Raw genomic sequence first — 23,503 nt, forward strand, 5'->3', positions numbered from 1 at the left:
GCCCCGGTCGTCGTCTCAGCGGGCGCGGGCGCCCGTGGAACCGCGCATCACCAGCTCCGGCTGGAACATGAACTCACCGCGCTGGGCGGCGTTCGCGCCGACCTCCTCCAGCAGGGCGTCGACGGCGGCGGTGGCCATCGCCTCGACCGGCTGGCGGATGGTGGTCAGCGGCGGCTCGGTGAAAGCTATCAGCGGCGAGTCGTCGAACCCGACCACCGAGACGTCCTGCGGCACGGACAGCCCCCGCTGGCGCACCGCGCGGATCGCCCCGAGCGCCATCATGTCGCTGCCGCAGACGATCGCCGTACAGCCCTTGTCGAGCAGTGCGCCGGCCGCCGCGTGGCCGCCCTCCACGCTGAACAGCGTGTGGTGGACGAGCTCCCGGGCCTGTTCCTCGGTCCGGCCGAGGACCTCCCGCAGGGCCGCCGTGAAGCCCTCGATCTTCCGCAGCACGGGGACGTACCGCTTCTGCCCGACCGCGAGGCCGATCCGCTCGTGGCCGAGCTCGGCCAGGTGCTGGACGGCCATCCACATCGCGGCCCGGTCGTCCGGCGAGATGAACGGCGCGTCGATCTTCTCGCTGAAGCCGTTGATCAGGACGAACGGCACCTGCCGGCCGGTCAGCCGGGCGTACCGGTCGTGGTCGGCGGTGGTGTCCGCGTGCAGGCCGGAGACGAACACGATGCCCGCCACGCCCCGGTCGACCAGCATCTCCACCAGTTCGTCCTCGGTGGAGCCGCCGGGCGTCTGGGTGCAGAGCACCGGGGTGTACCCGTGCCGGCTCAGCACCTGCTCGATCACCTGGGCCAGCGCGGGGAAGATCGGGTTGCTCAGTTCCGGGGTGATCAGCCCGATCAGTCCCGCACTGCGCTGGCGCAGCCTGGTCGGCCGCTCGTAGCCGAGCACGTCCAGCGCCGCCAGCACGGTCTGCCGGGTGGCGGCGGAAACGTTCGCCTTGCCGTTGAGTACGCGGGAGACGGTGGCTTCGCTGACCCCCGCCTGCGCCGCGATGTCTGATAGTCGCGCCGTAGTCACGGTCCCAGAGCCTATTGCAACCACGTCAGACCGCCCACCAGTCGGTGCTGTCCGGTCCGAGGACCGCTTCGCCGCCGGCGTCGGCGGCCTCCGGCGCGGCGTCCGCGGAGGACAGCAGCAGCCGGCCCGGCGCGGGTATCCGCACCGGCTCGGCGGTGGTGTTCACCGTGCAGACGAAGGAGCCGCGGCGGAAGACCAGGGTGCCCTCGGGGCTCGCCAGCCACTCGACCCCGGTGCCGGCGCCCAGCCCGGACTGCTCCCGGCGGATGGCCAGCGCGCTGCGGTAGAGCTCCAGGGTCGACGTCGGGTCACCGGTCTGCGCCTCGACGCTGAGCCCGGCCCACTCGGCCGGCTGCGGCAGCCAGCTGGGGCCGCCGGGGGTCGGGCCGAAGCCGTACGGGGCCTCGGTGCCGGACCACGGGATCGGCACCCGGCAGCCGTCGCGGTAGCCGTCCTGGCCGGCCTTGCGGAAGAAGGACGGGTCCTGGCGGACCTCGTCGGGCAGGTCGGTGACGTCCGGCAGGCCGAGCTCCTCGCCCTGGTAGACGTACGCCGAGCCGGGCAGCGCGAGCATCAGCAGGGTGGCGGCGCGGGCCCGGCGCAGGCCGAGCGCGCGGTCGCCGGGGGTGCGGATCTGGGTGCCCAGGCCCGGCGGGTTGGCGAACCGGGTGCTGTGCCGGGTGACGTCGTGGTTCGAGAGCACCCAGGTGGCGGGGGCGTCGACCGGGCGCATCGAGTCGAGCGACAGGTCGATCACCGAGCGCAGCTCGGCGGCGTCCCAGGAGGTGCCCAGGTACTGGAAGTTGAAGGCCTGGTGCAGCTCGTCGGGGCGCACGTAGTTGGCGGTGCGCTCGACGGTCGGGGTCCACGCCTCGGCGACGCCGATCCGCTGCCCCGGGTACTCGTCGAGGATCTTCCGCCAGCTGCGGTAGATCTCGTGCACGCCGTCCTGGTCGAAGAACGGCATGACGTCGTTGCCGAGCAGCCTCAGCTGGTCGCCGCCGCCGATGTCGGGCAGGCCGGGGGCCTTGACCAGGCCGTGGGCGACGTCGATCCGGAATCCGTCGACGCCCATGTCCAGCCAGAACCGCAGGATCGAGCGGAACTCGTCGGCGACGGCCCCGTTCTCCCAGTTGAAGTCGGGCTGCTCGGGCGCGAACAGGTGCAGGTACCAGTCACCGGGGGTGCCGTCGGGGTTCTCGGTGCGGGTCCAGGCCGGGCCGCCGAAGATGGACTCCCAGTCGTTGGGCGGCAGCTCGCCGTTCTCGCCCTTGCCGGGGCGGAAGTGGTAGCGCTCGCGCAGCGGGGAGGACGGGCCTTCGCGCAGGGCGCGCTGGAACCACTCGTGCCGGTCGGAGGAGTGGTTGGGGACGAGGTCCACGATGATCCGCAGGCCCAGCCCGTGCGCGTCGCGGATCAGCGCGTCGGCGTCCAGCAGGGTGCCGAACATCGGGTCCACCGCGCGGTAGTCGGCCACGTCGTAGCCGGCGTCGGCCTGCGGGGAGGCGTAGAACGGCGAGAGCCAGACGGCGTCCACGCCGAGGTCGCGCAGGTAGGGCAGACGGCTGCGGATGCCGGGCAGGTCGCCCATGCCGTCGCCGTTGGAGTCGGCGAAACTGCGCGGGTACACCTGGTAGATGACCGCATCCCGCCACCAGCCTCTGGACGCGCCGGTGCTTGCCTCGTGGGCGGTGGCGTCGGCGGCGGGCCGGGAGGTGTCGGCCAGGTTCTGGGTCATGGACGGTATCCCTTGGGGACTAGTGGTGAGCGGGTGGCAGGTCAGGACTTCGAGGCGCCGGCGGTCAGGCCGGTCACCAGGTGACGCTGCACCAGGTAGAAGAAGAGCGCGGACGGGATCGCGATCATCACCGCGGTCGCGGCCATCAGGTTCCACTGCGAGTCGTGCTCGCTCACGAAGGTCTGCAGGCCCACCGAGAGCGTGTAGTTGTCGGAGCTGAGCATGAAGGTCGACGCGAAGGGCACCTCGGCCCAGTACGTGAGGAACGAGTAGAACGCGGCCACCGCCAGGCCCGGGCGGGCGAGCGGCAGGATCAGCCGCCAGAAGGTGCCGATCGGGCTCAGCCCGTCGACCCGGCCGGCCTCGTCGATCTCCACCGGGATGGTGTCGAAGTAGCCCTTGAGCAGCCAGGCGCAGTACGGGACGGTGGTGGTGGAGTACACCAGGACCAGGCCGAGGTGGGTGTCCAGCAGGCCGAGCGTCGACATGATCGTGTACATCGGCACGATCAGCACCGCGATCGGGAACATCTGCGTCACCAGCAGCGACCACATCAGCGGCCGGTGCCCGGGGAAGCGCATCCGGGAGACGGCGTAGCCGGTGGTGGCGGCGAACATCACGCCGATCACGGTGGTGACGCCGGCGACGATCAGCGAGTTGCCGAACCAGGTGAAGAAGTCGGTGTCGTTCAGCACCGTCGTGTAGTTCGACAGCGTCATCTTGTCGAGGATGTCGCCGGGGTGGAGGTAGTCCGTCTTGCCCGGGCCGAGCGAGACGTACAGGATCCACAGCACCGGGAAGAGCGCGATCAGGCTGGCCGTGATCAGCGCGCCGTGCGAGAGCGCGGTGGCGAGCGGGGACTTCCGGCCGCGGGGCCGTACCTTCCCGGCGGTGGCGGGGGCGCTCGCCGCGGTGGCGGCGACGCGGGGTCGTTCGGTGGTGGTACTCATCGTGCTACCTGCCTTCGTGGGTCGCTGGGGTACGGGGCGTCAGCCGTTGGCCTGCTCGTTGCGGGCCAACCAGCGCCGGTAGAAGGTGGTGAAGACGATCAGGATGGAGAGCAGGATGACGCCGTAGGCGGCGGACTGCGCGTAGTCCCGCGGCTGCTGGCCGAACCCGAGGTAGTACGCCCAGGTGACCAGCAGCTGGGCGTCCGGCGCGCCGGTGCCGAACAGCAGGAAGATCACCGCGAACTGGTTGAACGTCCAGATCACGCCGAGCAGGACGACCGTGGAGGAGACGGAGCGCAGCCCGGGCAGGGTGACGTACCGGAAGCGCTGCCAGGCGGAGGCGCCGTCCATCTCCGCGGCCTCGTACAGCTCGGCGGGGATCGACTGGAGGCCGCCGAGCAGCGAGATCATCATGAACGGCACGCCGACCCAGGTGTTGACCAGGATCGCGGCGGCCTTCTGCGCGAACGGGTCGGAGAGCCAGCTGGGTTCGGGCAGGTGCAGGAAGCCGAGGACGCTGTTCAGGGCGCCGCCGTCGGCGAGCATCAGCCGCCACGAGAAGACGGTGACGAAGGTCGGCACGGCCCAGGGCAGGATCAGCAGCAGCCGGTAGGCGGTGCGCCCGCGCAGCTTCTGGTTGAGCAGCAGCGCGAGGGCGAGGCCGAGGGTGTAGTGCAGGGCGACGCAGATCGCGGTCCAGGCGATGGTCCAGACGAAGTGCGACCAGAAGCGGTCGTACGAGCCGGGGCCCCAGAGGATGTCGGCGTAGTTGTCGAAGCCGACGAACTGGTAGGTCGCCGGGATCTCGTTGGCGCCGATGGTGCGGGCCGAGTTGAGGCTGTTGGCGTCGGTGAGGGTGAGCCACACGCCCTGGACCAGCGGGTAGATCACCAGCACGCCCAGCACCAGCACGACCGGCGCGATCATCGCGTAGGCGTACCAGTGCTTGGCGTACGAGCGCTTGAGGCGCTCCATCAGGCCCGGACGCGGATCGCGCTCCCGGCTGCCCTGGCCGGTGGCGCCCTGCACGGCGACTGACATTGTTCGACACCTTCTCGGAGGAGGTCCGCCGCCTCGCTTCGGCGACTGCTGCTAAGGGTCTGGCCGTCCGGCCCGCCGGGAGGTGGCGGCGGGCCGGACGGCCGGGTGACTACTTGGCGAAGCCCGGGAGGAGCTTGGCGTAGTCGGTGGCGACGGTGTTCAGGCCGTCCTGGGTGGAGGTGCCCTGGACCACCTTGCCGAGGTTGGTGCCGAGCGAGGCGAACAGCGAGCTGTACTCCGGCAGTTCGGGGCGCGGCCGGGCGCTGTCCAGCACGGCCTGGAAGCCGGCGATGCCGGGGTCGGCCTTGACCTCGGGGGTGAAGGCGTCGGCGCGGGTCGGCAGGGTGGAGTTCTTCTGCGCGATGAAGGCCTGGCTCTCGGCCGAGGTCATGAAGGCGGCGAACTTCTCCGCGGCGGCCTTGTGGGCCTTGTCGGCGCCCGCGTAGACCGAGATGTTGTGGCCGCCGGTGGGGGCGCCGGACTTGCCGCTGGAGCCGGCCGGGACGGGGGCGATGCCGAGGTTGGTCTTGTCGGCGAACGCGGAGCCCTTGTAGATGTTGGTGATCTCCCAGGGGCCCTGGATGATCGCCGCGACCTTGCCGCTGTTGAAGGCGTCCATCATGTGCGCGTAGGCGTCGGTGGTGACGTCGGCCTTGGCGGTGCCCGGCGAGGTGAACATCGACTTGTAGGTCTCGATGCCCTTGACGGCCTCGGGCGAGGTGACGGTGATCTTCTTGCCGGCGGCGTCGACGGTGTCGGTGCCCTCGCCGAACAGGAACGGCATCGCGTAGTAGCCGTCGGCGGCCTTCAGCCAGAAGCCGTCCACGCCGGCCTTCTCCTTGACGGTGGCGGCGGCGGTCTTCAGCTCGTCCCAGGTCTTCGGCGCGGCGGTGATGCCGGCCTTGGTGAAGAGCTCCTTGTTGTAGAGCAGGCCCAGGGTGTCGGTGACCAGCGGGATGCCGTAGATCTTGCCCCCGTACTTGGCCTGCTGGACCAGGGTGGGCTGGAAGGCGGCGGAGTCGACGGCGGCCGGGGTGCCGTCGAGGGGCTCCAGGTAGCCGGCCTTCGCGAAGGCGGCGGTCCAGCCGACCTCGGCGCGGAAGACGTCCGGCGCGCCCTTGGCCCCCATGGCGGTCTGGAGCTTGTTCTGCGCCTGGTCGAACGGCACGTTGACGAAGTCGACCTTGACGTTCGGGTTGGCAGCCTCGAACTTCTTGGCGAGTTCCTGGTAGTTCGGCGCCTCGTTGGTCGCGTTGGACGTGTCCCAGTACGTGAGGGTGACCGGCCCGTCGGCCTTGCCGTCCGAGCTGGAGCCGCTGCTGCCACAGGCAGCCATCGAGACCGCGAGGGCCACAACGAGGGCAGAGGCCGCGATGCCACGCCGCATGAGAACTCCTTGGGAGGGGTGGGGGTGCCCGAGATGTGTGAGACAGGCGCATAATGGCTGCCTCGTCCCGACCGCACCGTTACCGCGGTCGGGCTCGGGAAGGAAGTTAACAGCGGCGCAATCGTCACCGAAAGCCCTTGCAGCAAGTTTCTGCAAGAATCGCCGATCGTTACGCCCACGTGTCCTGGACGTAGCCGCACGGTAGTTGACAGGCGAAGATCCTGAATCCTTATGTCCGGTTCGCCCCGTTACCCGACCGTCGGAAAATACGCTGGGTTGCGGCAAGGCCCTTGCAGCAGACTGGACGGATGCCGATCCGAGCCGCCACGCGAGAAGACCTACCGCTGCTGTGCGCACTGGAACGAGCCGCCGGGGCGCCGTTCGCCGTCATCGGGATGCCGGAGATCGCCGAGGACGAGCCGCCCACCCCGGAGGAACTCGCCCGCTACCTGGAGGAGGGCGTCGCGCTGGTCGCGCCCGGCGCCGGCGGAACACCCGTCGCGTACCTGCTGGCCGAACCGGTGGACGGCGCCCTGCACATCGAACAGGTCTCGGTCCACCCCGGCCACGCCCGGCGGGGGATCGGGCGGGCGCTGATCGAGCACCTCGCGGCGGGCGCCGACGCGCCCGCGCTGACCCTCACCACCTTCGCCGACGTGCCGTGGAACGCGCCCTACTACGCGCGCTGCGGCTTCCGGCCGCTCGCCGACGGCGAGATCACCCCCGGCCTGCGGGAGATCCGCCGTCGGGAGGCCGAGCACGGCCTGGACCGCTGGCCCCGGCTCTGCATGCGCCGGGAGCTCCCGGCACGCTGACGGCCCGGCCCGGCCGGCTCATGGCGCGGCCGGCCGGGCTCCGGGGGGCGAGGAGCCTCACCGGGGGCGAGAGGCCGGGCTAGGGGGCCACGGGCCGACCCGGGGGTCCGGGGGGCCGCCCCGGGCCCCGCGCCGCCACCGGGCCGGCTCAGCTCACGCCGAGGCGCAGCACGGTCGTCGAGCGGAACTCCTCCCCCGGCCGCAGCTCGGTGCCGGGGAAGTCCGGGTGGTGCGGGGAGTCCGGGAAGTGCTGGGTCTCCAGCGCGATTCCGGCGAACGGCCCGTACGGGACGCCGCTCGCGCCGGTCACCGCGCCCTGGAACTTGTTGGCCGTATAGACCTGCAGCCCCGGCTCGGTGGTCAGTACCTCCAGCGTGCGGCCGCCGACCGGCTCCTCCAGCAGCGCCGCCCGGGCGGGGGTGCCGTCGGCCGGACGCGGGCGCAGCACCCAGTTGTGGTCGTAGCCGCCGGGACCGGTCAGCTGCGGGTGCTCGTCGTGCACCGACTTGCCGATCGGCCGGGCGACGGTGAAGTCGAACGGCGTCCCGGCCACCGGCTCGGTGCGGCCGTAGGGGATCTGGCGCTCGTCGGCCGGGGTGTAGGCGTCGGCGTCGAGGGTGAGCAGGTGGCCGAGGATGTCCCCGTTGCCCTCGCCGGCGAGGTTGAAGTACGCGTGGTTGGTCAGGTTGATCACGGTCGGCCGGCCGGTGACGGCGCGGTAGGCGATCGTCAGCTCGCCGGCGGAGGTCAGTGTGTAGTCGACGGTGACGTCGAGCGCGCCGGGGAACCCCTGGTCGCCGTCGGGGCTGTGCAGGTGCAGCCGGACACCGGTGGGCAGTTCCTCGGCCTCCCACATCCGATGGGCGAAGCCGTCCGGGCCGCCGTGCAGGGTCATGCCGCCGCCGGTCGGGGCGAGCGGGTGCTCCTCCCCGTCGATGGTGACCTTGCTGCCGTCGATGCGGTTGGCGTAGCGGCCGACGACGGTGCCGTAGTGCCGGGCCGGGCCGAGGATCTCGGCCAACCGGTCGGAGGAGAGCAGCAGTTGCCCGGTCCGGCCGGCCCGGTCGGGGCCGCTCAGGGTGTGCAGGGTGGCGCCGAGGGTCAGCACGCTCGCCTCGTACGGGCCGGCCCGTAGGGTCCAGCGCTCGATCGCGGCGCCTGCGCCCGCGGGTTCGAGGGGTTCGTGCCGCACGCTGGTCGGCTGCGAGCCGTTCGCCGGGGGCGTCGACATGTCCTGCTCCTCACTGACGGCCGCGGCGTGCCGCGGCCCCTGGTACCGGGTCCGTCCGGGGCCCGCAGCCCCGTGGGCCAGCCTAGTCAGCGGGCCGGTGGCGAGGGCGCTCATGTCGCCCCCGCGCGCCGTTGTCCCACTGCCGTCCGCCGGCCCCTCGCGCGGCGCCGCTCCGACGCTCCGCCGCGTCGCGCGCACCGCCCCGGGGTACCGGTCCGACCCGCCGCTCCCCGAGGCGCCGCGTCGGCCCGTACCGCCGGGCTGGTTCGTCCTGTCGTGCCGGATCGTCCTGCCGTACTGGTCCCTGGTGCCGTACTGGTCCGTGCCGCCGGGCTAGTCCGCACTGCCGGGCTGCTCGGGCGGCATGCCGAGGGCGGAAGCCAGGCCGTCCGGCCCGCTGCCCGCCTTGCGGTAGACGGCCGCCAGCCGCCGGTTGACCAGGCTCAGGTGGACGCCGAGCTCCTCGGCGATCCGCTGGGCCGGCAATCCGCGGACGGCGAGCCGGGCGACGTCCCACTCGGGCTGGCTGAGGATCTCCCGGACGTCCGCCAGCCGGTTGGGCCGCAGGCCGTAGTTGGCCAGCTCGCGGCGGGCCTGCTCGACCAGTCCGTCGGCGGCGCAGTGCTGGGCCAGTTCGATGCCCTGGTACAGGTACTCCTGGGCGTCCTCCAGCCGGCCGACCCGGCGCAGCGCGGCACCGAGCTCCACCAGGGCGACGGCGTGCTCGTACCCGGCGGGCGACTGGCCGAGGTGGCGCACGGCCTGCTCCAGCAGCTCCACCGCCTGCTGGCCGTCCTCGATCTGGGCGTGCAGCCGCAGCGCGGTCCCGATCGCCGAGGCGGTGCCGAAGCGGCGGGCGTCGCGGACGGACCGCTCCGCGTAGGCGCGGGCGCTGTCGGGTTCGTCCTGCGCGAGCGCGATGGCGAGGTGGCCGGCCCAGGGCGCCCAGACGGTGTTGTGCCAGCCCCGGGCGTCCAGTTGGGCACCGGCCTGGGTGAGCGCGGCGGCGGCCCCGGCGTTGCGGCCCTTGGCGAGCAGCAGCTTGCCGTAGAGCGAGGCCGCGTCCGGCAGCACCATCGCGGTCTCGTGGTACGGCGGGCTGAACCCGAAGCCGCTGGCGAGCTCCCAGGCCTCGTTGATCCGGCCGCGGGCGATCAGGGTGTCCACCAGGACGCCGACCGCGTCCCAGGCGAGCGGCAGCTTGGGGCCGATCCGCTCGGAGAGCCGCAGCGCGCGGCGCAGGAAGTCCTCGGCCTCGGCGAGCAGGCCCCGGCGGAACCGGGCCAGGCCCATCAGGAAGTACGCGAAGCCGCGGTGCGCGCCGCTCCAGCCGGCCACCTCGAACTGGACGATGGCGTCCCCGAAGAGCCGCTCGGCCTGCGCGATGCGGTCGCTGTAGGTGTACGAGAGACCGAGCGTGGCGGGCAGTTCGAAGCCCCAGGTGTTGTCGGTCCAGCCGAGGCCCTTGGGCAGCCGGCCCTGGTCGAGCACCTGGTCCGCGTGGCGCAGCACCTCGGCGGAGGGCTCGCCGCGCAGGGTGAGGTCCCAGGCGCGCAACGCGAGGACCGCCCGATCGGCGGCCTCGCGGCCGGTGAGGCTGCGGCAGAGCGCGCCCAGCCGCTCCGAGCGGCCCGGCCCGTCCTCCTCGGACTTGCGGTAGGCGTGCCACATGAACGAGGCGGCCTCCAGCCGGAGCCGACCGGCCGGGTCGCCGACCGTCTGCTCGGCCTCCTCCTGGCAGACCCGCGCGGCCTCGCCGAGCTGGCCGCTGTGCGCGAGGACCTCCGAGAGCCGGAAGGTGGCGTCCACCCGCAGGGCGGGGCGCAGCGGGCCCTCCTCGGGGTCGAGCGCGAGCCGCAGCTGGTTGACGGTCGCGCCGGGGTCGGTCAGCAGGGCGGAGCAGCCGAGCTCGTAGAGCACCTCGGCGCGGTCCTCGTCGTCCGGCGGCTCGGCGAGCGCGCGGTGCAGGCAGCGCTGGGCGGCCTCGGGCGCGCCGATCATCAGGTGCTCCTGCGCGGCCCGGCGCAGCTTGCGGACGGTGCGGTCGTCGCCCTCGCCGGGGAAGGTCTCCACCAGGTGGCGGGAGGCCGCGAGCAGGCCGAGTCCGGCGTTCTCGATCTCGGCGGCGGCCACGCCGTGCATCCCGGTGCGGGTGGACTCCGGCATGGTGTTGTAGATCGAGCTGCCGATCAGCGGGTGGACGAACTCCAGGTTCCCGTTGGGCGTCTGGGTGAGGACGCGCTGGCGGCGCAGCTGCTTGATGGATTCGCGGGAGCCCTCGGCGCTCTGGGTGGAGATCCGGGCCGCGAGCTCGGGCCGGATGTCGGTGCCGAGCATCGCGGCGGCCCAGGCGAACCGCAGGGTGGTCGCGCCGAGCCGGTCCAGCCAGCGCTTGAGGGTCATCCCGGTGGCGTCGACGGCGAGTTCGCGCAGTTGCTGGGAGTTCTCCTCGACCGGTTCGAGGGCCTGGTCGCGGACCTGGTCGAGCAGGGCGACGGCCTCGTAGGGATTGCCGTTGACGACGTTCCAGAACTCGTAGCAGAAGGAGTCCTCGGCCTTCGCCCCGAACTCGGCGCGGATCATGTCGGTGACGGAGACCAGCGAGAGCCTGCTGAGCTCGTGCCGGCGGGTGGCGAGCCCGGTGACGGCGCACCGCTGGTCCTGGGCCTCGGGCTGCCAGTCGGCGGCGTCCTCCCGGTAGGCGAAGACCAGCAGGACGGGCAACTCGCGGGCCCGGACGGCGAACTGGGTGAGCCAGCCGAGCGATTCGAGGTCGGCCCAGTGCAGGTCGTCGACGATCATCACCAGCGGGGCGCGCCGCGGGGCGAGCTGGGTGAGGACGTAGTCGAGGCCGTCGCGCACGCCCTGCGGATCGAGTCGGCGGGCCCCGCTCTTCGGCTGCTTGAGGCCCATGGCCGGTCCGACGACCTCTTCCCAGGTGCCCATCACCTGCCGGAACTCGTCGGGGGCGAGGTCGCCGAGGACGGGCTGGAGCAGCTGGCGCAGGACGTGGTACGGCTCGTTGAACTGGCGCTCGCCGCCGCGGGCGAAGAGCACCGTGGCGCCCTCGCGGAGCTTGGCGATCCGGCGGACCTCGTGGAGCAGGCTGGTCTTGCCGATGCCGGGCCGGCCGGAGAACGTGAGCAGCTCGCCGATCTCGGTGCCGCCGGCCGCGAACTCCCGGCAGAGCTTCTCCACCGCGGCTTCGGCCGACCGGAGTTCGGCGTCGCGGTCGCGCAGCCTGACCCGGGGTGACAGGGCGTCCGCGTCCTGCTTCTCCGCGCCGGCCGCCTCCGCCCGAAGTTCGTGTCGCTGCTCGGTCACCGTCGTGCCTCCGCCTCACCGTTCCCTGCCCGTGGAGCCGAGATTAGCGCCGCTGGGGGCGCGTTGCGCAGCATTCGCGCAGGCTGGGGCCGAGATTGAGGGTTCGGACGGCTTGCCCAGGGCAATTGCCCTATATCCCTAACGTCCGATCATTGCATCCGATACTCTACGGCATTCCCACCGAGTTGATCTTCCTTGTGGGACCCCCTGATGGAAACCCGCCGCACCAACTCCCCCACAATCAGCACGAGTACCGCCAGCGCCCCCACCCTCCGCCGCACCGGGAGTCCGATGTCTGACGACACCTCACTTCAGATTCCGTTCCCGCACCGCCGTAGCCCGCACGGCCCGCACGCCGCCGAGCTGCACCGCGCCTGGCTGACCCGGCATCCGCTGCTCCCGGATCCGGCGCACCCCTCCTACGCCCACTGGGACGTGGTCGACCTCGCCGCCCTCGGCTACCCGGACTCGGGGCCGGACGAACTCGCCCTGGCCGCCGACCTGATGGGCTTCTACTTCCTCTTCGACGACCAGTTCGACGGCCCGCTGGGCCGGCGCCCCACCGAGGTCGCCCCGATCTGCGAGCGGCTGATCGCCGTCCTGCACGGCGCGCGCCCCGACGCCTCCTCCCCCGTCGAGACGGCGTTCGCGGACCTCTGGGACCGCAGCGTGCGCGGCATGCCCGCCCGCTGGCAGGCCCGCGCGGCCTACAACTGGGAGTGGTACCTGGCCAGTCACCCGGCCGAGGCCGCCGGACGGATCTCCGCGCGCCCGCCGGACCGCGACGGGTACCTGGTGCTCAGGCGGGGCACCGCCGCGATGGAGACGATCTTCGACATGGTGGAGCGGCTCGGCAACTTCGAGGTGCCCGCCGCCGTGCTCCACCACCCGGTCCTGCGTCAACTGCGCCAGCTCGCCGCCGACATCCCCTCGCTCAGCAACGACGTCCGGTCCTTCCCCCTGGAGGCCCCGCGCGGCGACGTCAACAACCTGGTGATGATCGTGCAGCGGGAGCGCCGCTGCTCGGCCGAGGAGGCCTGCGCCGTGGTGATGGCCGAGGCCCAGCTGATGGTCGAGCGCTGCCGCCAGCTGCATGCCCAACTCCCCGACGTCTTCCGGGAGCTGGGCCTGGCCCGGGTGGAGCGGGCGATCGCCGGGCGGTACGCCGACGGCCTGGTCACCTGGCTGGCCGGCTACCTCAGTTGGGAGTCGCGCACCGGCCGGTACCAGTCCGCCTGAACCGGACCGCCCCGCGCCGGCCGGGCGGTCCCGAACGCCGGGCCCCGGCCGTGGCGGGAATCGGCCGGAACGCGCACCCTCCGTGGACCCCTCCCGTACGGACGGTAGCCGCGGGGCGCCGTCCGCGGCTAGGGTGCCAGGGCGTGCCCGACACGCCCAGCGGCGGGCGCCCCGGCGGCGCCCCGCCCGCGTGCACGGCCGCACCCCTGCGCCGGGCCGCCGGTGCGGCCCGGCGCACCGCCCGGCCCGCGTGCCGCGGCGGTGCCCCGACAGCGCGAGGAGGCACCCAGCACATGACGGTCTACCTGCCCCCGGGTCAGCCCGGAAGCATCGTCGCCTACCGGCCCCGCTACGAGCACTGGATCGGCGGCCGCTGGACGCCGCCGGTCCGCGGCGAGTACTTCGAGAACCCCAGCCCGGTCACCGGGGAGGTCTTCACCGAGGTCGCCCGCGGCACCGCCGAGGACATCGAGGCCGCGCTCGACGCCGCCCACGCCGCCGCCCCGGCCTGGGGCCGCACCCCGCCCGCCGAACGCGCCCAGGTGCTGCTGCGGATGGCCGACCGGATCGCCGACCACCTGGAGGAGCTGGCGGTCGCGGAGACCTGGGACAACGGCAAGCCGGTGCGCGAGACGCTGGCCGCCGACCTGCCGCTGGCCGTCGACCACCTGCGCTACTTCGCGGGCGCGCTGCGCGCCCAGGAGGGCGGCCTCTCCCAGCTGGACGAGGACACCGTGGCGTACCACTTCCACGAGCCGCTGGGCGTGGTCGGCCAGATCATCCCGTGGAACTTCCCGATCCTGATGGCGGTCTGGAAGCTCGCCCCGGCGCTGGCGGCCGGCAACGCGGTGGTGCTCAAGCCCGCCGAGCAGACCCCGGCCTCGATCCTGCTGCTGGTCGAGCTCACCGCGGACCTGCTGCCGCCCGGCGTACTCAACGTGGTCAACGGCTTCGGCCTGGAGGCCGGCCGCCCGCTGGCCTCCAGCCCCCGGATCCGGAAGATAGCCTTCACCGGCGAGACCACCACCGGCCGGCTCATCTCCCAGTACGCCAGCGGCAATCTGATCCCGGTCTCGCTGGAGCTCGGCGGCAAGAGCCCCAACCTGTTCTTCGCCGACGTCGCGGCCGAGCAGGACGCCTTCTACGACAAGACCCTGGAGGGCTTCGCGATGTTCGCCCTCAACCAGGGCGAGGTCTGCAGCTGCCCGAGCCGGGCGCTGATCCAGTCCGCCGTCTACGACCGCCTGCTCTCCGACGGCCTGGACCGCGTGCGGGCGATCCGTCAGGGCGACCCGCTGGACACCGCGACCCAGGTCGGCGCGCAGGCCAGCGACGACCAGCTGAAGAAGATCCTCTCCTACATCGAGATCGGCCAGGCCGAGGGGGCCAAGGTGCTGACCGGTGGCGAGCGGGCCGACCTCGGCGGCTCGCTGGCCGGCGGCTACTACGTGACGCCCACCGTCTTCGAGGGCGTGAACAGCATGCGGATCTTCCAGGAGGAGATCTTCGGCCCGGTCCTCTCGGTCACCCGCTTCGAGGACTTCGACGACGGCATCGCCCAGGCCAACGACACCCCGTACGGCCTCGGCGCGGGCGTCTGGAGCCGGGACGGCGCCACCGCCTACCGGGCCGGGCGGGCGATCCAGGCCGGGCGGGTCTGGACCAACTGCTACCACCTCTACCCCGCGCACGCGGCGTTCGGCGGCTACAAGAACTCCGGCATCGGCCGGGAGAACCACAAGGCCGTGCTGGAGCACTACCAGCAGACCAAGAACCTGCTGGTCAGCTACTCCCCGGACGCCCTGGGCTTCTTCTAGGCCGGGCGCCGGACGCCCGGCCGGGCACCGGGCGCTCCCGACGGACGCGAAAGGCGGAGTGGGATGTCGGACCGGCCGACTTCCCACTCCGCCACCACTCCCCGTGGTCCGCGCCGCGGCGCCCCTGCGAGGCGCCGCACCGCGGTTCTCCCGAGCTCACCCGCCGAGCAGCCGCGCCTTCGCGGTCGCGAACTCCTCGGGGGTGAGCAGGCCCTGCCGGGTCAGCCGGCCCAGGTCGAAAAGCATGTCCGCGATCTGCGGCCCGACCGCCGGCTGGTTCACCGGCTCGTCCACCGGTCCGGCGCCCTCGGCCACCGGCCCGCCCGGCGGCCGGCCGGCCGCGGCGCCCAGCACCGGTCCGCGCACCAGCGGCGCGCCCACCGGCCGCTGCACCCGCACCGGCCGGATCGGCCCCGGGGATCGGATCACGGCGTCCTCACTTCCCGGCCGCGCGATGCGCCTCGGCGGCGCGGACGGCCTCGTCGATGTGCTCGGGCGGGATCCGGACGCCCGAGGCGATCCGCCCGCCGACGGCGCTCAGGGCCTCGGCGGCCTCCCGCGCCCAGACGTGCTCGATCAGCACCAGCAGCGCCACCGTGCCCGGCACCAGCAGTTCGGCCGCCTCCTGCGCGTCCTCCGGCCCGATCAGCGGCAGGTCGGCGTGCCCGTCCGGGACGATGCCGCGCAGGTCCTCGTAGTCGGCGAGCTCGCCGTACGTCGCCTCCCCGTCCACGTGCCGGGTGACCACCAGCGAGTCGACCACCCGGATGTCGCCCCCGGTGCGCAGCTTGCCGAGCACCGTGGCCGCCTCGACGGTGATGGTCTGCCGGGGGAACGCCAGGACGAGCAGTTCGGCCGGACCCATGGGACTCCCTTCCGCGAGCAAATCACCCATATCGGGATCAAAGCACATGAGTACCGAAAATCACCGACGCGCCGCCGACATGCCCGGACACGCCCGGCGGACGCCTTAGACAGGAGACCCGTCCCCCTTCACCCTGGGAGAAACCGTGACCATCGCCATCGCCAAGCTCTCCGACCCGACCGTCCGGGCCGCCGTCGCCGCGATCAACGCCAACGACCGCGCGGCCTTCACGGCCCTGCTCACCGAGGACGCCACGATGTCCGACGACGGCGCCGACCGTGACCTGGCGGACTGGATCGACCGTGAGATCTTCACCAGCCGCGGCCACATGGACGTCCAGTCCGAGTCGGACGGCGGCCGCGCGCTGATCGCCAACTACAGCAACGAGACCTGGGGCGAGATGCGCACCGCCTGGCGCTTCGTCGTCGACGGCAACCGGATCAGCCGCTTCGAGACCGGCCAGGCCTGACGCCGCTCAGGACAGCCCGAGGCAGCCGCGCACCGCGTGGATCAGCCGGCGGGAGCGGACGTCTCCCGTCACCCCGGGCTGCATGCCGTTGGTGACGTAGCCGAACCCGAGGCCGAGCTCCGGGTCGGCGAAGCCGAGCGAGCCGCCCCGGCCCGGGTGGCCGAAGCTCGCCGGCGAGGCCATCAGCGCGGTCGGGCCGTGCCGGAAGAAGCCGAGGCCGAACGTCGAGTTGACGATCAGTACCCGGTCCGGCCCGCTGACCACCGGCCCGGCCGCGCGGGCCAGCACCTCCGGCCCCAGCAACGGTGCCGGCACCGTGCCCGGCGCCCCGCCCTCCCGGTCGGCCGCGCCGACGAGCGCCGCGTAGAACCGGGCCAGCGCCCGCGCGGTGCCGATCCCGCCCGCCCCGGGGATCTCGGCGGCCTGCACCGCCGGGTCGTTGAGGTCCACCCCGGGCCGCACCGAGGCGAACGCCCGGGCGGTCAGCGAGGCCGGGTCCTGGTAAGCGTCCCGGACCACCTGCTTGGGGCGCAGCCGCAGCCCGCTCGGGCCGGTCCGGGCGGCCTCCGGGGCGGGCAGGTCCACCAGCCGGCCGACCCGCGGCGCGGCGCCGGCCGGCAGCCCGATCCACAGGTCGAGGCCGAGCGGCCGGGCGATCTCCTCGGCGAAGTACCGGCCGACCGTGCGCCCGCTGACCCGGCGGACCACCTCGCCGACCAGCCAGCCGAAGGTGTACGGGTGGTAGCCGTGCGCGGTGCCGGGCTCCCAGGCCGGCGCCTGCGCGGCCACGGCCGCGACCGCCCGCTCCCAGGTGAGCACGTCCTCCAGCCGCAGCGGCACGTCCAGCGCCGGCACCCCGGCCTGGTGCGAGAGCAGCCAGCGCACCGGCACCCCGCCCTTGCCCGCCGCGCCGAACTCCGGCCAGTACGAGACCACCGGCGCGTCCAGGTCGAGCTGCCCGCGCTCGGCGAGCAGCAGCGCCGTGGTCGCGGTCAGGCCCTTGGTGACCGAGCGCAGCACCTGCGCGGTGTCCGCCGTCCACGGCACGGCCGGCGCGGGCCGGCCACCGACCTCGGGCCGGGCGTCGCCGCCCCACAGGTCGACCACCTTGCGCCCGCGCACGTACAGCGCGAACGCCGCGCCGAGCTCGCCGTACTCCTGGAAGTTGCGCGAGAAGGCCTCCCGTACGGGCTCGAAGCCCTCGGCCGTCTCGCCCCAGATCTCCGTCACCGCGCGCCCCCGGAGTCGTCCGAATCCTGTCGTGCCCGCGTTCGAACCGGGCCCGGAAACCCTAACCTGTCCGTCATGACCAACCCTGCGGATGAACTGCTGGACGTCGTCGACGAGCACGACCGGGTGATCGGGACCGCCCCGCGCGGGGAGGTGTACCGGCGGGGGCTGACCCACCGCTGCGTGTTCATCCTGGTCCGCGACCGGACCGGACGGATCTTCGTGCACCGGCGGACCGACACCAAGCTGTTCGCGCCCGGCTTCCACGACATGTTCGTCGGCGGCGTGGTCGGCGCCGGCGAGACGTACGCGAGCGCCGCCGTCCGCGAGGCCGAGGAGGAGCTCGGCGTCAGCGGGATCGAGCCGCGCCCGCTGTTCAAGTTCCTCTTCCGGCAGGAGGGGCTCTCCTGGTGGTGCGACCTGTACGAGGCGCGCTGGGACGGCCCGGTCGCGCCGCAGGAGTCCGAGGTCGCCTGGCACGCCTGGCTGACCCCGGAGGAGCTGGACGCCCGGCTGGCGGCCGACGCGTTCGTGCCGGACGGCCTGGAGGCGTACCGCCGCTACCGGGAGCGGCACCCGGCGCGGTAGGCCCGGTTCCCGGCCGCCGGACAAGATCCACGGCGGCCGCCCGGGCCGGATAGGGTGACGCCCATGGCTTCCCGTACGCCGTCGGCGGCGCCCACGTCCCCGCGCACCGCCCGGAGCAGCGGCCGGGCCGCCGGCCGCACCGGCGCCCCGGACGGCGCGACCCCGGGCCTCGCGGCACCCGGCGGCACCGCCGCCGGCGCACCGGCCGGGAAGGGCGGCGAGCGCCCGCGCCGGCGGCTCAGCGTGGACGAGCGGCGCGAGCAGCTGATCGCCGTCGCCCTGGACCTCTTCAGCCGGCGCCCGCCCGAGGAGGTGTCGATCGACGACATCGCGGCCGCCGCCGGCGCCTCCCGCCCGCTGGTCTACCACTACTTCCCCGGCAAGCAGGCGCTGTACGAGGAGTCGCTGCGCCGGGCCGGCCGCGAGCTGGCCGGCCGCTTCGAGGAGCCCGCCGACGGCCCGCTCTCCGAGCGGCTGTACCGGGTGATGGGCCGCTACCTGGACTTCGTGCAGAGCCACGGTCCCGGCTTCGCCGCGCTGCTGCGCGGCGGCTCGGTGGCGGCCAGCGCCGGGACGTCGGCGGTGATCGACGAAGTCCGGCGGGCCGCGCACGACCAGATCCTGAGCCACCTGGCGGTCCCCTCGCCGAGTCCGGGCCTGCGGCTGACCGTCCGCGCCTGGATCGCCAACGCCGAGATCACCTCGCTGGAGTGGCTGGGCGAGCGCTCGGTGCCGCTGGAGGAGCTCCAGCTGCACCTGGTCCAGGAGTTCGTCGCGGCCCTGACGCTGACCGCCGCCCGGGAGCCCGCGCTGGCCGCCGAACTCGCCGGCTTCTTCGCCGCCGAGCGCCCCGCCGGCCCGGCCGGGCGGCTGGTGCGCGAACTCGCGGGCCTGTTCGCCGTTCCCGGCATCGCGGACGCGGTCGCCGCGCTGGCGGTCGAGCCCGCGGACTGAACCGGCGGACGCCGGTTCTGCCACAGCGGCGGCCTCTGATAGGAATGGGCACGGATCTGACGCCGCGCCGGTCACGAGCGCGCCCGGATCCGCCGAACCACCAACGCACACGCAGCAGAGCGGGGGGCTCATCAGTTGACCCAGGACGGCCAGTTCACCACGGAGGCCAATCCCTTCGCCCCGGCGGAGCAGGTGTCCGCGACGCTCGGCGCGCTCACCGAAGCCCTCTTCGGGAAGCACACCTCGCGCCACCCGGCGGCTTCGCTGACGGCCCTGACCGCCGGCGCCCACCCGGCGGCCGAGGCCCTGTTCAACCTCCCACTGGCGCCCAACGGTCCGGTGCACGACGCCGTCGACCGGCTCGGCACCGTGGTCACCGCCGGGACGGCCCGCCCGGGCACCGGCGCCCCGCTGGCCGAGCTGGCCGGCGACGCGCTGCTCGCGCGGTACGGCGGCGGCCCGGTACGCGGCGCGGTGGCCGACCGGGGCACCGCCACGGCCGCGCTGTTCGGGCTGCCGGTGGCCGGCGAGGTCGCCGCCCCCGAGCTGCGCCCGCCGTTCGCCGCCGCGCTGGCGTCGCTCGCCGCCGGACAGCAGACCCGGCAGCCGGTGGAGCTCGCCACCGGCGCCGGCGCCGAGGTCCGCCTGGTCGTCCCGCCCGGCTTCCACCCGCTGACCTCCCCGGGCGGCCCGGTCGGCGTCTCCGCCCGTACCGTGCCCGCCGGCCCGGCCGGGGCCGACGCGGTGGCCACCACCAAGGGCGTCGACCCGGCCACCGGTGCGGCCGCCGCCGAGCTGACCGCGCACCTGGCCGAGGTCGCCGAGGAGCTGTTCAGCGGCACCGGTCCGGCGCCGCGCCGCGACTTCGCGGTGATCGCCGCGTCCCTGGCCGACACCATCACCGCCTCGGGCACGGTCTACGCCGGGCTCTGCGCCCTGGAGGTGGCCGGCCGGCCGACCGAGGCCACCCTGGTGGTCTCGCTCGCCCGCCACCCGCTGCCGATCTCCGGGCTGGCCACCGAACTGGCCACCGTCCGCCGGCACGCCGAGGTCTGGACGGTGCTGCTGCCGGCCGGCCCGGCCGCCGTCCTGGTCGAGGGCCGCAGCGTCCCCGTCCCCGGTCCGCTCGCCGACGACGGCCGGCGCCGCTGGGCGGTCACCTCGGTGGTGGAGGCGTTCGTGCCGCTGCCGGACGGTGTCTCGGTGCTCTGCGTCCAGCTCACGACGGCGCAGCAGCAGGACTGGGAGCTGTACACGGAGGCCTTCGCCGAGCTGCTGAAGAGCGTCCAGTTCGGCTGGGACGGCGTGGCCGGGCAGCTGGCCCCGCCGGTCCGCGCCTTCGCGCCGGCGCCCGCCGCGCCCCCCGCCCACGGCGTCCCCGCCGAGCCGTACCCGGTTCCGGCTCCGACTCCGGCTCCGACGCCCGCTCCGGCGGCCGAACCGCTCGCCGCGACGGCCGGGTTCGCCGCCGAAGCCGTCCCGGAGCAGGCCGCCGCGCCCGTTCCGGACGACGCCACGCCGCTGCCGGTCCACCTGCGCGGCACGCCGGTCCGGGTCCCCCCGGCCGACTTCAACCCCTTCGCCCCCGAGGCCGACCCGACGCCCGTCGAGCCCCTCCTGGTGCCGGACGACAGCCCGGAGGCGGCCGAGCGGCGCCCCAAGGGCACCCCCGTCATGGTCCCGCCGCCGGACTTCGACCCCTTCGCCCCGCAGGCCGCGACGCTCACCGACACCACCGTGCCGGAGACCGCCGACGACCCGGAGCGGGGCCCCAAGGGCACGCCGGTGATGGTCCCGCCGCCGGACTTCGACCCCTTCGCCCAGCTGCCGGCCGACACCCCCGCCCCCGCCGCCCCCGAGGCCGCACCGGCCGCCACCCGGGCCGCCGACCCGTTCGGCACGGTGACGGCCGAGGACCGGCCGAGCGACCCGTTCGGCACCACCCTCCCGCAGCCGCCCGCCGCCGTGCCGCCGCCGCCCTCGGCGCCGCCGACCGTCCCCGCACCGACCGTCACCCTGCCGACGGCCGAGGACGGGCCGGACGACCCGGCGCGCGGCCCCAAGGGCACCCCGGTGATGGTCCCGCCGCCGGACTTCAACCCCTTCGCCCCGCTGCCGGCCGACACCCCCGCCGCCCCCGAGGCCGCACCGGCCGCCGCGCCGGAGACCAGCCCCTTCGGCTGAGGCCCGGACCGCCCCGCACCGGCGGCCGCCCCGCACCAGGGGCGGCCGCCGGTGCGCGTCCGCCCCCGGCCCCACCGACCGGCGACCGCGCCACCCGCCATGTCCACCACCGTCAACTGGTACAGACCTATTGCCAGTTGCCGAGCGGCTCCCTACCCTCGGGGAGCACAGGATCCTGACGGCACCCCGACGGCCGGAGGTCCCGGTTCCGCGCCGCCCGACGGCCCGGAGCTCCCGCACGCTGCTCCACGCACCTGACACCTCCCCACAGGTAACGGGGCGACCCGGCATGCCCGGAGGCCCCAGGACAGGAGCCACAACCATGCGCCGACGTCGGATCAAGCTGCCGCTGCTGGCGGCCGGGACCCTGATCGTCCCGCTGCTCGCCGTCTCCCTGCCCAGCACCGCCGCCCACGCCGCCGGGTCCGCCACCGCGACGTTCACCAAGGGCAGCGACTGGAGCACCGGCTACGAGGGCGGCTACACCATCACCAACGGCTCCAGCGCCACCCTGCCCAGCTGGACCCTGGAGTTCGACCTGCCGGCCGCCAACACGGTCGCCTCGCTCTGGAACGCGAGCTACACCACGGCGAGTTCGCACGTCACGGTCAAGAACCCCAGCTGGGCCGGCAACCTGCCGCCGGGCGGCACGTACAACTTCGGCTTCAACATCGCCTACTCGGGCGCCTACAAGCCGCTGCTCAACTGCAAGCTGAACGGCCAGCCCTGCGACGGTGCCGGCGGGGACCAGAGCGCGCCGACCGTGCCCGGCGGCCTCCAGGCCGGCAGCACCACCCAGACCACCGTCGACCTCGCCTGGACGGCGAGCACCGACAACGTCGGGGTCACCGGCTACGACGTGTTCCAGGGCGCCACCAAGGTCGCCACCACGGACGGCGCCACCACGGCGGTCACCGTCCAGGGCCTGACCGCCGGCACCGCCTACCAGTTCACCGTCCAGGCCTTCGACGCCGCGGGCAACCGCTCGGCCGCCGCCGGCCCGGTCACCGCCACCACCAAGCCGCCGACCGACCCGGACCGCCAGGCACCGACCACCCCCGGCACCCCGCTGGTCACCGGCTCGGACGCCAACAGCGTCTCGCTCACCTGGGGCGCCAGCACCGACAACATCGGGGTCACCGCCTACGACGTCTACAACGGCACCGCGCTCGCCGCCACCGTCACGGGCACCTCCGCCACCGTGGGCAACCTGGCTCCGGACACCTCGTACACCTTCACCGTGAAGGCCCGAGACGCGGCCGGCAACGTCTCACCCGCGTCGAACGCCGTCACCGGCAAGACCCAGCCCGGCGGGAGCAACCCCGGCGCGCTGAAGATCGGCTACTTCACCCAGTGGAGCATCTACGCCCGCGGGTACAGCGTGAAGCAGCTCGACACCTCCGGCTCGGCCGGCCGGCTCACCACGCTCAACTACGCCTTCGCCAACATCCACCCGACCACCAAGCAGTGCTTCATCACCAACAAGGCCGCCGGACCGGACAACGACCCCAACGCGGGCGACGGCGCCGGTGACGCCTGGGCCGACTTCGGCAAGGGCTGGGACGCCGGCAGCTCGGTGGCCGGCACCACCGACACCTGGGACCAGAAGCTGGCGGGCAACTTCAACCAGTTGAAGCAGCTCAAGGCAAAGTACCCCAACCTCAAGATCCAGATCTCGCTGGGCGGTTGGTCGTACAGCAAGTGGTTCTCCGACGCGGCCGCCACCGACGCCTCCCGCAAGGCGCTGGTGAGCTCCTGCATCGACATGTACATCAAGGGCAACCTGCCGGTCATCGACGGCCGCGGCGGCCCGGGCAGCGCGGCCGGCATCTTCGACGGCATCGACCTCGACTGGGAGTGGCCGGCCTCCGGCGGGCACGACGGGAACATCTTCCGCCCGACCGACAAGGCCAACTACACCCTGCTGGCCCAGGAGTTCCGCCGCCAGCTGGACGCCCTCGGCGCCACCACCGCCAAGCACTACACGCTGAGCGCCTTCCTCCCGGCCGACCCGGCGAAGGTCACCGCCGGCATCGACGTCCCCGGGCTGTTCGGCGCCTTCGACTTCGCCACCATCCAGGGCTACGACTACCACGGCGGCTGGGAGATGAGCACCAACCAGCAGTCCGCGATCAAGCTCGCGGCCGGTGACCCGAGCACCCCGGACCGGCAGTTCAGCTCCGAGATCGCCATCAACGCCTACCTCAACGGCGGCGCTCCGAAGAGCAAGCTGACCCTGGGCATCCCGTTCTACGGACGCGGCTGGACGGGGGTGCCGCGCGGCACCACCAACGGCCTGTTCCAGACCGCGACGGGCCCCGGCCCGGGGACGTACGAGGCCGGCTTCGAGGACTACAAGAAGCTCAAGCAGATGGCCACCGGCGGCGGTTACACCATCTACCGGGACCCGGTGGCCGGCCACGCGTACATCTACAACGGGACCGTCCTCTACACCTACGACGACCCGATCGAGATCGCCCGCAAGACCGCCTGGATCAAGTCCCAGGGGCTGGCCGGCGCGATGGTGTGGGCCTTCGACGGCGACACCCCGAACGGCGAACTGATGGCCGCGGTGGACAACGGTCTGAAGTAGGCCACCGGTACAGCCCGGCCCAGCCCGCCCAGGACGACCCGGC

18 protein-coding genes are annotated in these 23,503 nt (G+C 73.5%); 8 read left to right on the forward strand and 10 right to left on the reverse strand.

All coding sequences use genetic code 11. From position 1 onward, the window contains the following. Nucleotides 1-15: 15 nt before the first annotated feature. The 5 genes from ACIF6L_RS09295 to ACIF6L_RS09315 form a co-directional block, all read right to left on the reverse strand. Nucleotides 16-1,035 carry a LacI family DNA-binding transcriptional regulator gene (locus ACIF6L_RS09295; RefSeq protein ID WP_359836429.1) on the reverse strand — a complete coding sequence of 340 codons (1,020 nt, stop codon included), beginning with the start codon at nucleotides 1,033-1,035 and terminating at the stop codon, nucleotides 16-18. A gap of 25 nt (nucleotides 1,036-1,060) precedes the next feature. Continuing rightward, nucleotides 1,061-2,773, reverse strand: coding sequence for an alpha-amylase family glycosyl hydrolase (locus tag ACIF6L_RS09300; protein ID WP_329490758.1), 1,713 nt, complete (start codon nucleotides 2,771-2,773; stop codon nucleotides 1,061-1,063). 41 nt (nucleotides 2,774-2,814) lie between these two features. Continuing rightward, entirely contained in the window at nucleotides 2,815-3,723 is a 909-nt protein-coding gene (locus ACIF6L_RS09305) for a carbohydrate ABC transporter permease (protein ID WP_329490757.1), read from the reverse strand. 39 nt (nucleotides 3,724-3,762) lie between these two features. Further along, nucleotides 3,763-4,764, reverse strand: coding sequence for a sugar ABC transporter permease (locus ACIF6L_RS09310; protein WP_359806852.1), 1,002 nt, complete (start codon nucleotides 4,762-4,764; stop codon nucleotides 3,763-3,765). A gap of 109 nt (nucleotides 4,765-4,873) precedes the next feature. After that, complete coding sequence (locus ACIF6L_RS09315; RefSeq protein ID WP_396488225.1) at nucleotides 4,874-6,151, reverse strand: extracellular solute-binding protein; 1,278 nt, start codon at nucleotides 6,149-6,151, stop codon at nucleotides 4,874-4,876. A 308-nt stretch (nucleotides 6,152-6,459) separates the two neighbouring features. Here ACIF6L_RS09315 and ACIF6L_RS09320 point away from each other — a divergent pair, with 308 nt between their 5' ends. Next, nucleotides 6,460-6,966 (forward strand): GNAT family N-acetyltransferase, encoded by a 507-nt coding sequence (locus ACIF6L_RS09320; RefSeq protein ID WP_396488226.1) that lies wholly within the window; start codon nucleotides 6,460-6,462, stop codon nucleotides 6,964-6,966. 148 nt (nucleotides 6,967-7,114) lie between these two features. Here the strand turns inward: ACIF6L_RS09320 and ACIF6L_RS09325 are convergent, their stop codons facing one another. Both ACIF6L_RS09325 and ACIF6L_RS09330 read right to left on the reverse strand, forming a co-directional pair. After that, a complete protein-coding gene (locus tag ACIF6L_RS09325) occupies nucleotides 7,115-8,197 on the reverse strand; it encodes an aldose epimerase family protein (RefSeq protein ID WP_396488228.1) in 1,083 nt (360 codons plus the stop codon). A gap of 333 nt (nucleotides 8,198-8,530) precedes the next feature. After that, nucleotides 8,531-11,521, reverse strand: coding sequence for an AAA family ATPase (locus tag ACIF6L_RS09330; protein ID WP_329490752.1), 2,991 nt, complete (start codon nucleotides 11,519-11,521; stop codon nucleotides 8,531-8,533). A gap of 291 nt (nucleotides 11,522-11,812) precedes the next feature. Between ACIF6L_RS09330 and ACIF6L_RS09335 the strand changes: the two genes are divergently transcribed. Next, nucleotides 11,813-12,760: a terpene cyclase gene (locus tag ACIF6L_RS09335; RefSeq protein ID WP_352292410.1), complete on the forward strand. Its 948-nt coding sequence runs from the start codon at nucleotides 11,813-11,815 to the stop codon at nucleotides 12,758-12,760. Between the two features lie 293 nt (nucleotides 12,761-13,053). After that, nucleotides 13,054-14,577: an aldehyde dehydrogenase family protein gene (locus ACIF6L_RS09340; RefSeq protein WP_396488230.1), complete on the forward strand. Its 1,524-nt coding sequence runs from the start codon at nucleotides 13,054-13,056 to the stop codon at nucleotides 14,575-14,577. Nucleotides 14,578-14,733: 156 nt separating this feature from the next. Here the strand turns inward: ACIF6L_RS09340 and ACIF6L_RS09345 are convergent, their stop codons facing one another. Together ACIF6L_RS09345 and ACIF6L_RS09350 are read right to left on the reverse strand one after the other, a co-directional pair. Further along, nucleotides 14,734-15,006 (reverse strand): SHOCT domain-containing protein, encoded by a 273-nt coding sequence (locus ACIF6L_RS09345; RefSeq protein WP_396488232.1) that lies wholly within the window; start codon nucleotides 15,004-15,006, stop codon nucleotides 14,734-14,736. 7 nt (nucleotides 15,007-15,013) lie between these two features. Then, nucleotides 15,014-15,442 (reverse strand): DUF6325 family protein, encoded by a 429-nt coding sequence (locus ACIF6L_RS09350; RefSeq protein ID WP_329490748.1) that lies wholly within the window; start codon nucleotides 15,440-15,442, stop codon nucleotides 15,014-15,016. Between the two features lie 145 nt (nucleotides 15,443-15,587). Between ACIF6L_RS09350 and ACIF6L_RS09355 the strand changes: the two genes are divergently transcribed. After that, complete coding sequence (locus tag ACIF6L_RS09355) at nucleotides 15,588-15,911, forward strand: nuclear transport factor 2 family protein (protein ID WP_329490747.1); 324 nt, start codon at nucleotides 15,588-15,590, stop codon at nucleotides 15,909-15,911. A gap of 6 nt (nucleotides 15,912-15,917) precedes the next feature. Here ACIF6L_RS09355 and ACIF6L_RS09360 read toward each other — a convergent pair whose 3' ends face one another. Next, entirely contained in the window at nucleotides 15,918-17,141 is a 1,224-nt protein-coding gene (locus tag ACIF6L_RS09360) for a serine hydrolase domain-containing protein (RefSeq protein WP_396488235.1), read from the reverse strand. Between the two features lie 75 nt (nucleotides 17,142-17,216). Here ACIF6L_RS09360 and ACIF6L_RS09365 point away from each other — a divergent pair, with 75 nt between their 5' ends. The 4 genes from ACIF6L_RS09365 to ACIF6L_RS09380 all read left to right on the forward strand — a co-directional run bounded on the left by ACIF6L_RS09365 (nucleotide 17,217) and on the right by ACIF6L_RS09380 (nucleotide 23,460). Further along, nucleotides 17,217-17,729 carry an NUDIX domain-containing protein gene (locus tag ACIF6L_RS09365; RefSeq protein ID WP_329490745.1) on the forward strand — a complete coding sequence of 171 codons (513 nt, stop codon included), beginning with the start codon at nucleotides 17,217-17,219 and terminating at the stop codon, nucleotides 17,727-17,729. Between the two features lie 63 nt (nucleotides 17,730-17,792). Beyond that, complete coding sequence (locus tag ACIF6L_RS09370) at nucleotides 17,793-18,683, forward strand: TetR/AcrR family transcriptional regulator (protein ID WP_396488237.1); 891 nt, start codon at nucleotides 17,793-17,795, stop codon at nucleotides 18,681-18,683. Nucleotides 18,684-18,818: 135 nt separating this feature from the next. Further along, a complete protein-coding gene (locus tag ACIF6L_RS09375) occupies nucleotides 18,819-20,867 on the forward strand; it encodes a hypothetical protein (protein WP_396488239.1) in 2,049 nt (682 codons plus the stop codon). 322 nt (nucleotides 20,868-21,189) lie between these two features. Then, the gene (locus tag ACIF6L_RS09380) at nucleotides 21,190-23,460 is read left to right on the forward strand and encodes a glycosyl hydrolase family 18 protein (protein ID WP_396488241.1); all 2,271 of its coding nucleotides are present in this window, start codon (nucleotides 21,190-21,192) and stop codon (nucleotides 23,458-23,460) included. Nucleotides 23,461-23,503: the final 43 nt, after the last annotated feature.

This window comes from Kitasatospora sp. NPDC086009 (genome assembly GCF_044540385.1).
GTDB lineage: Bacteria > Actinomycetota > Actinomycetes > Streptomycetales > Streptomycetaceae > Kitasatospora.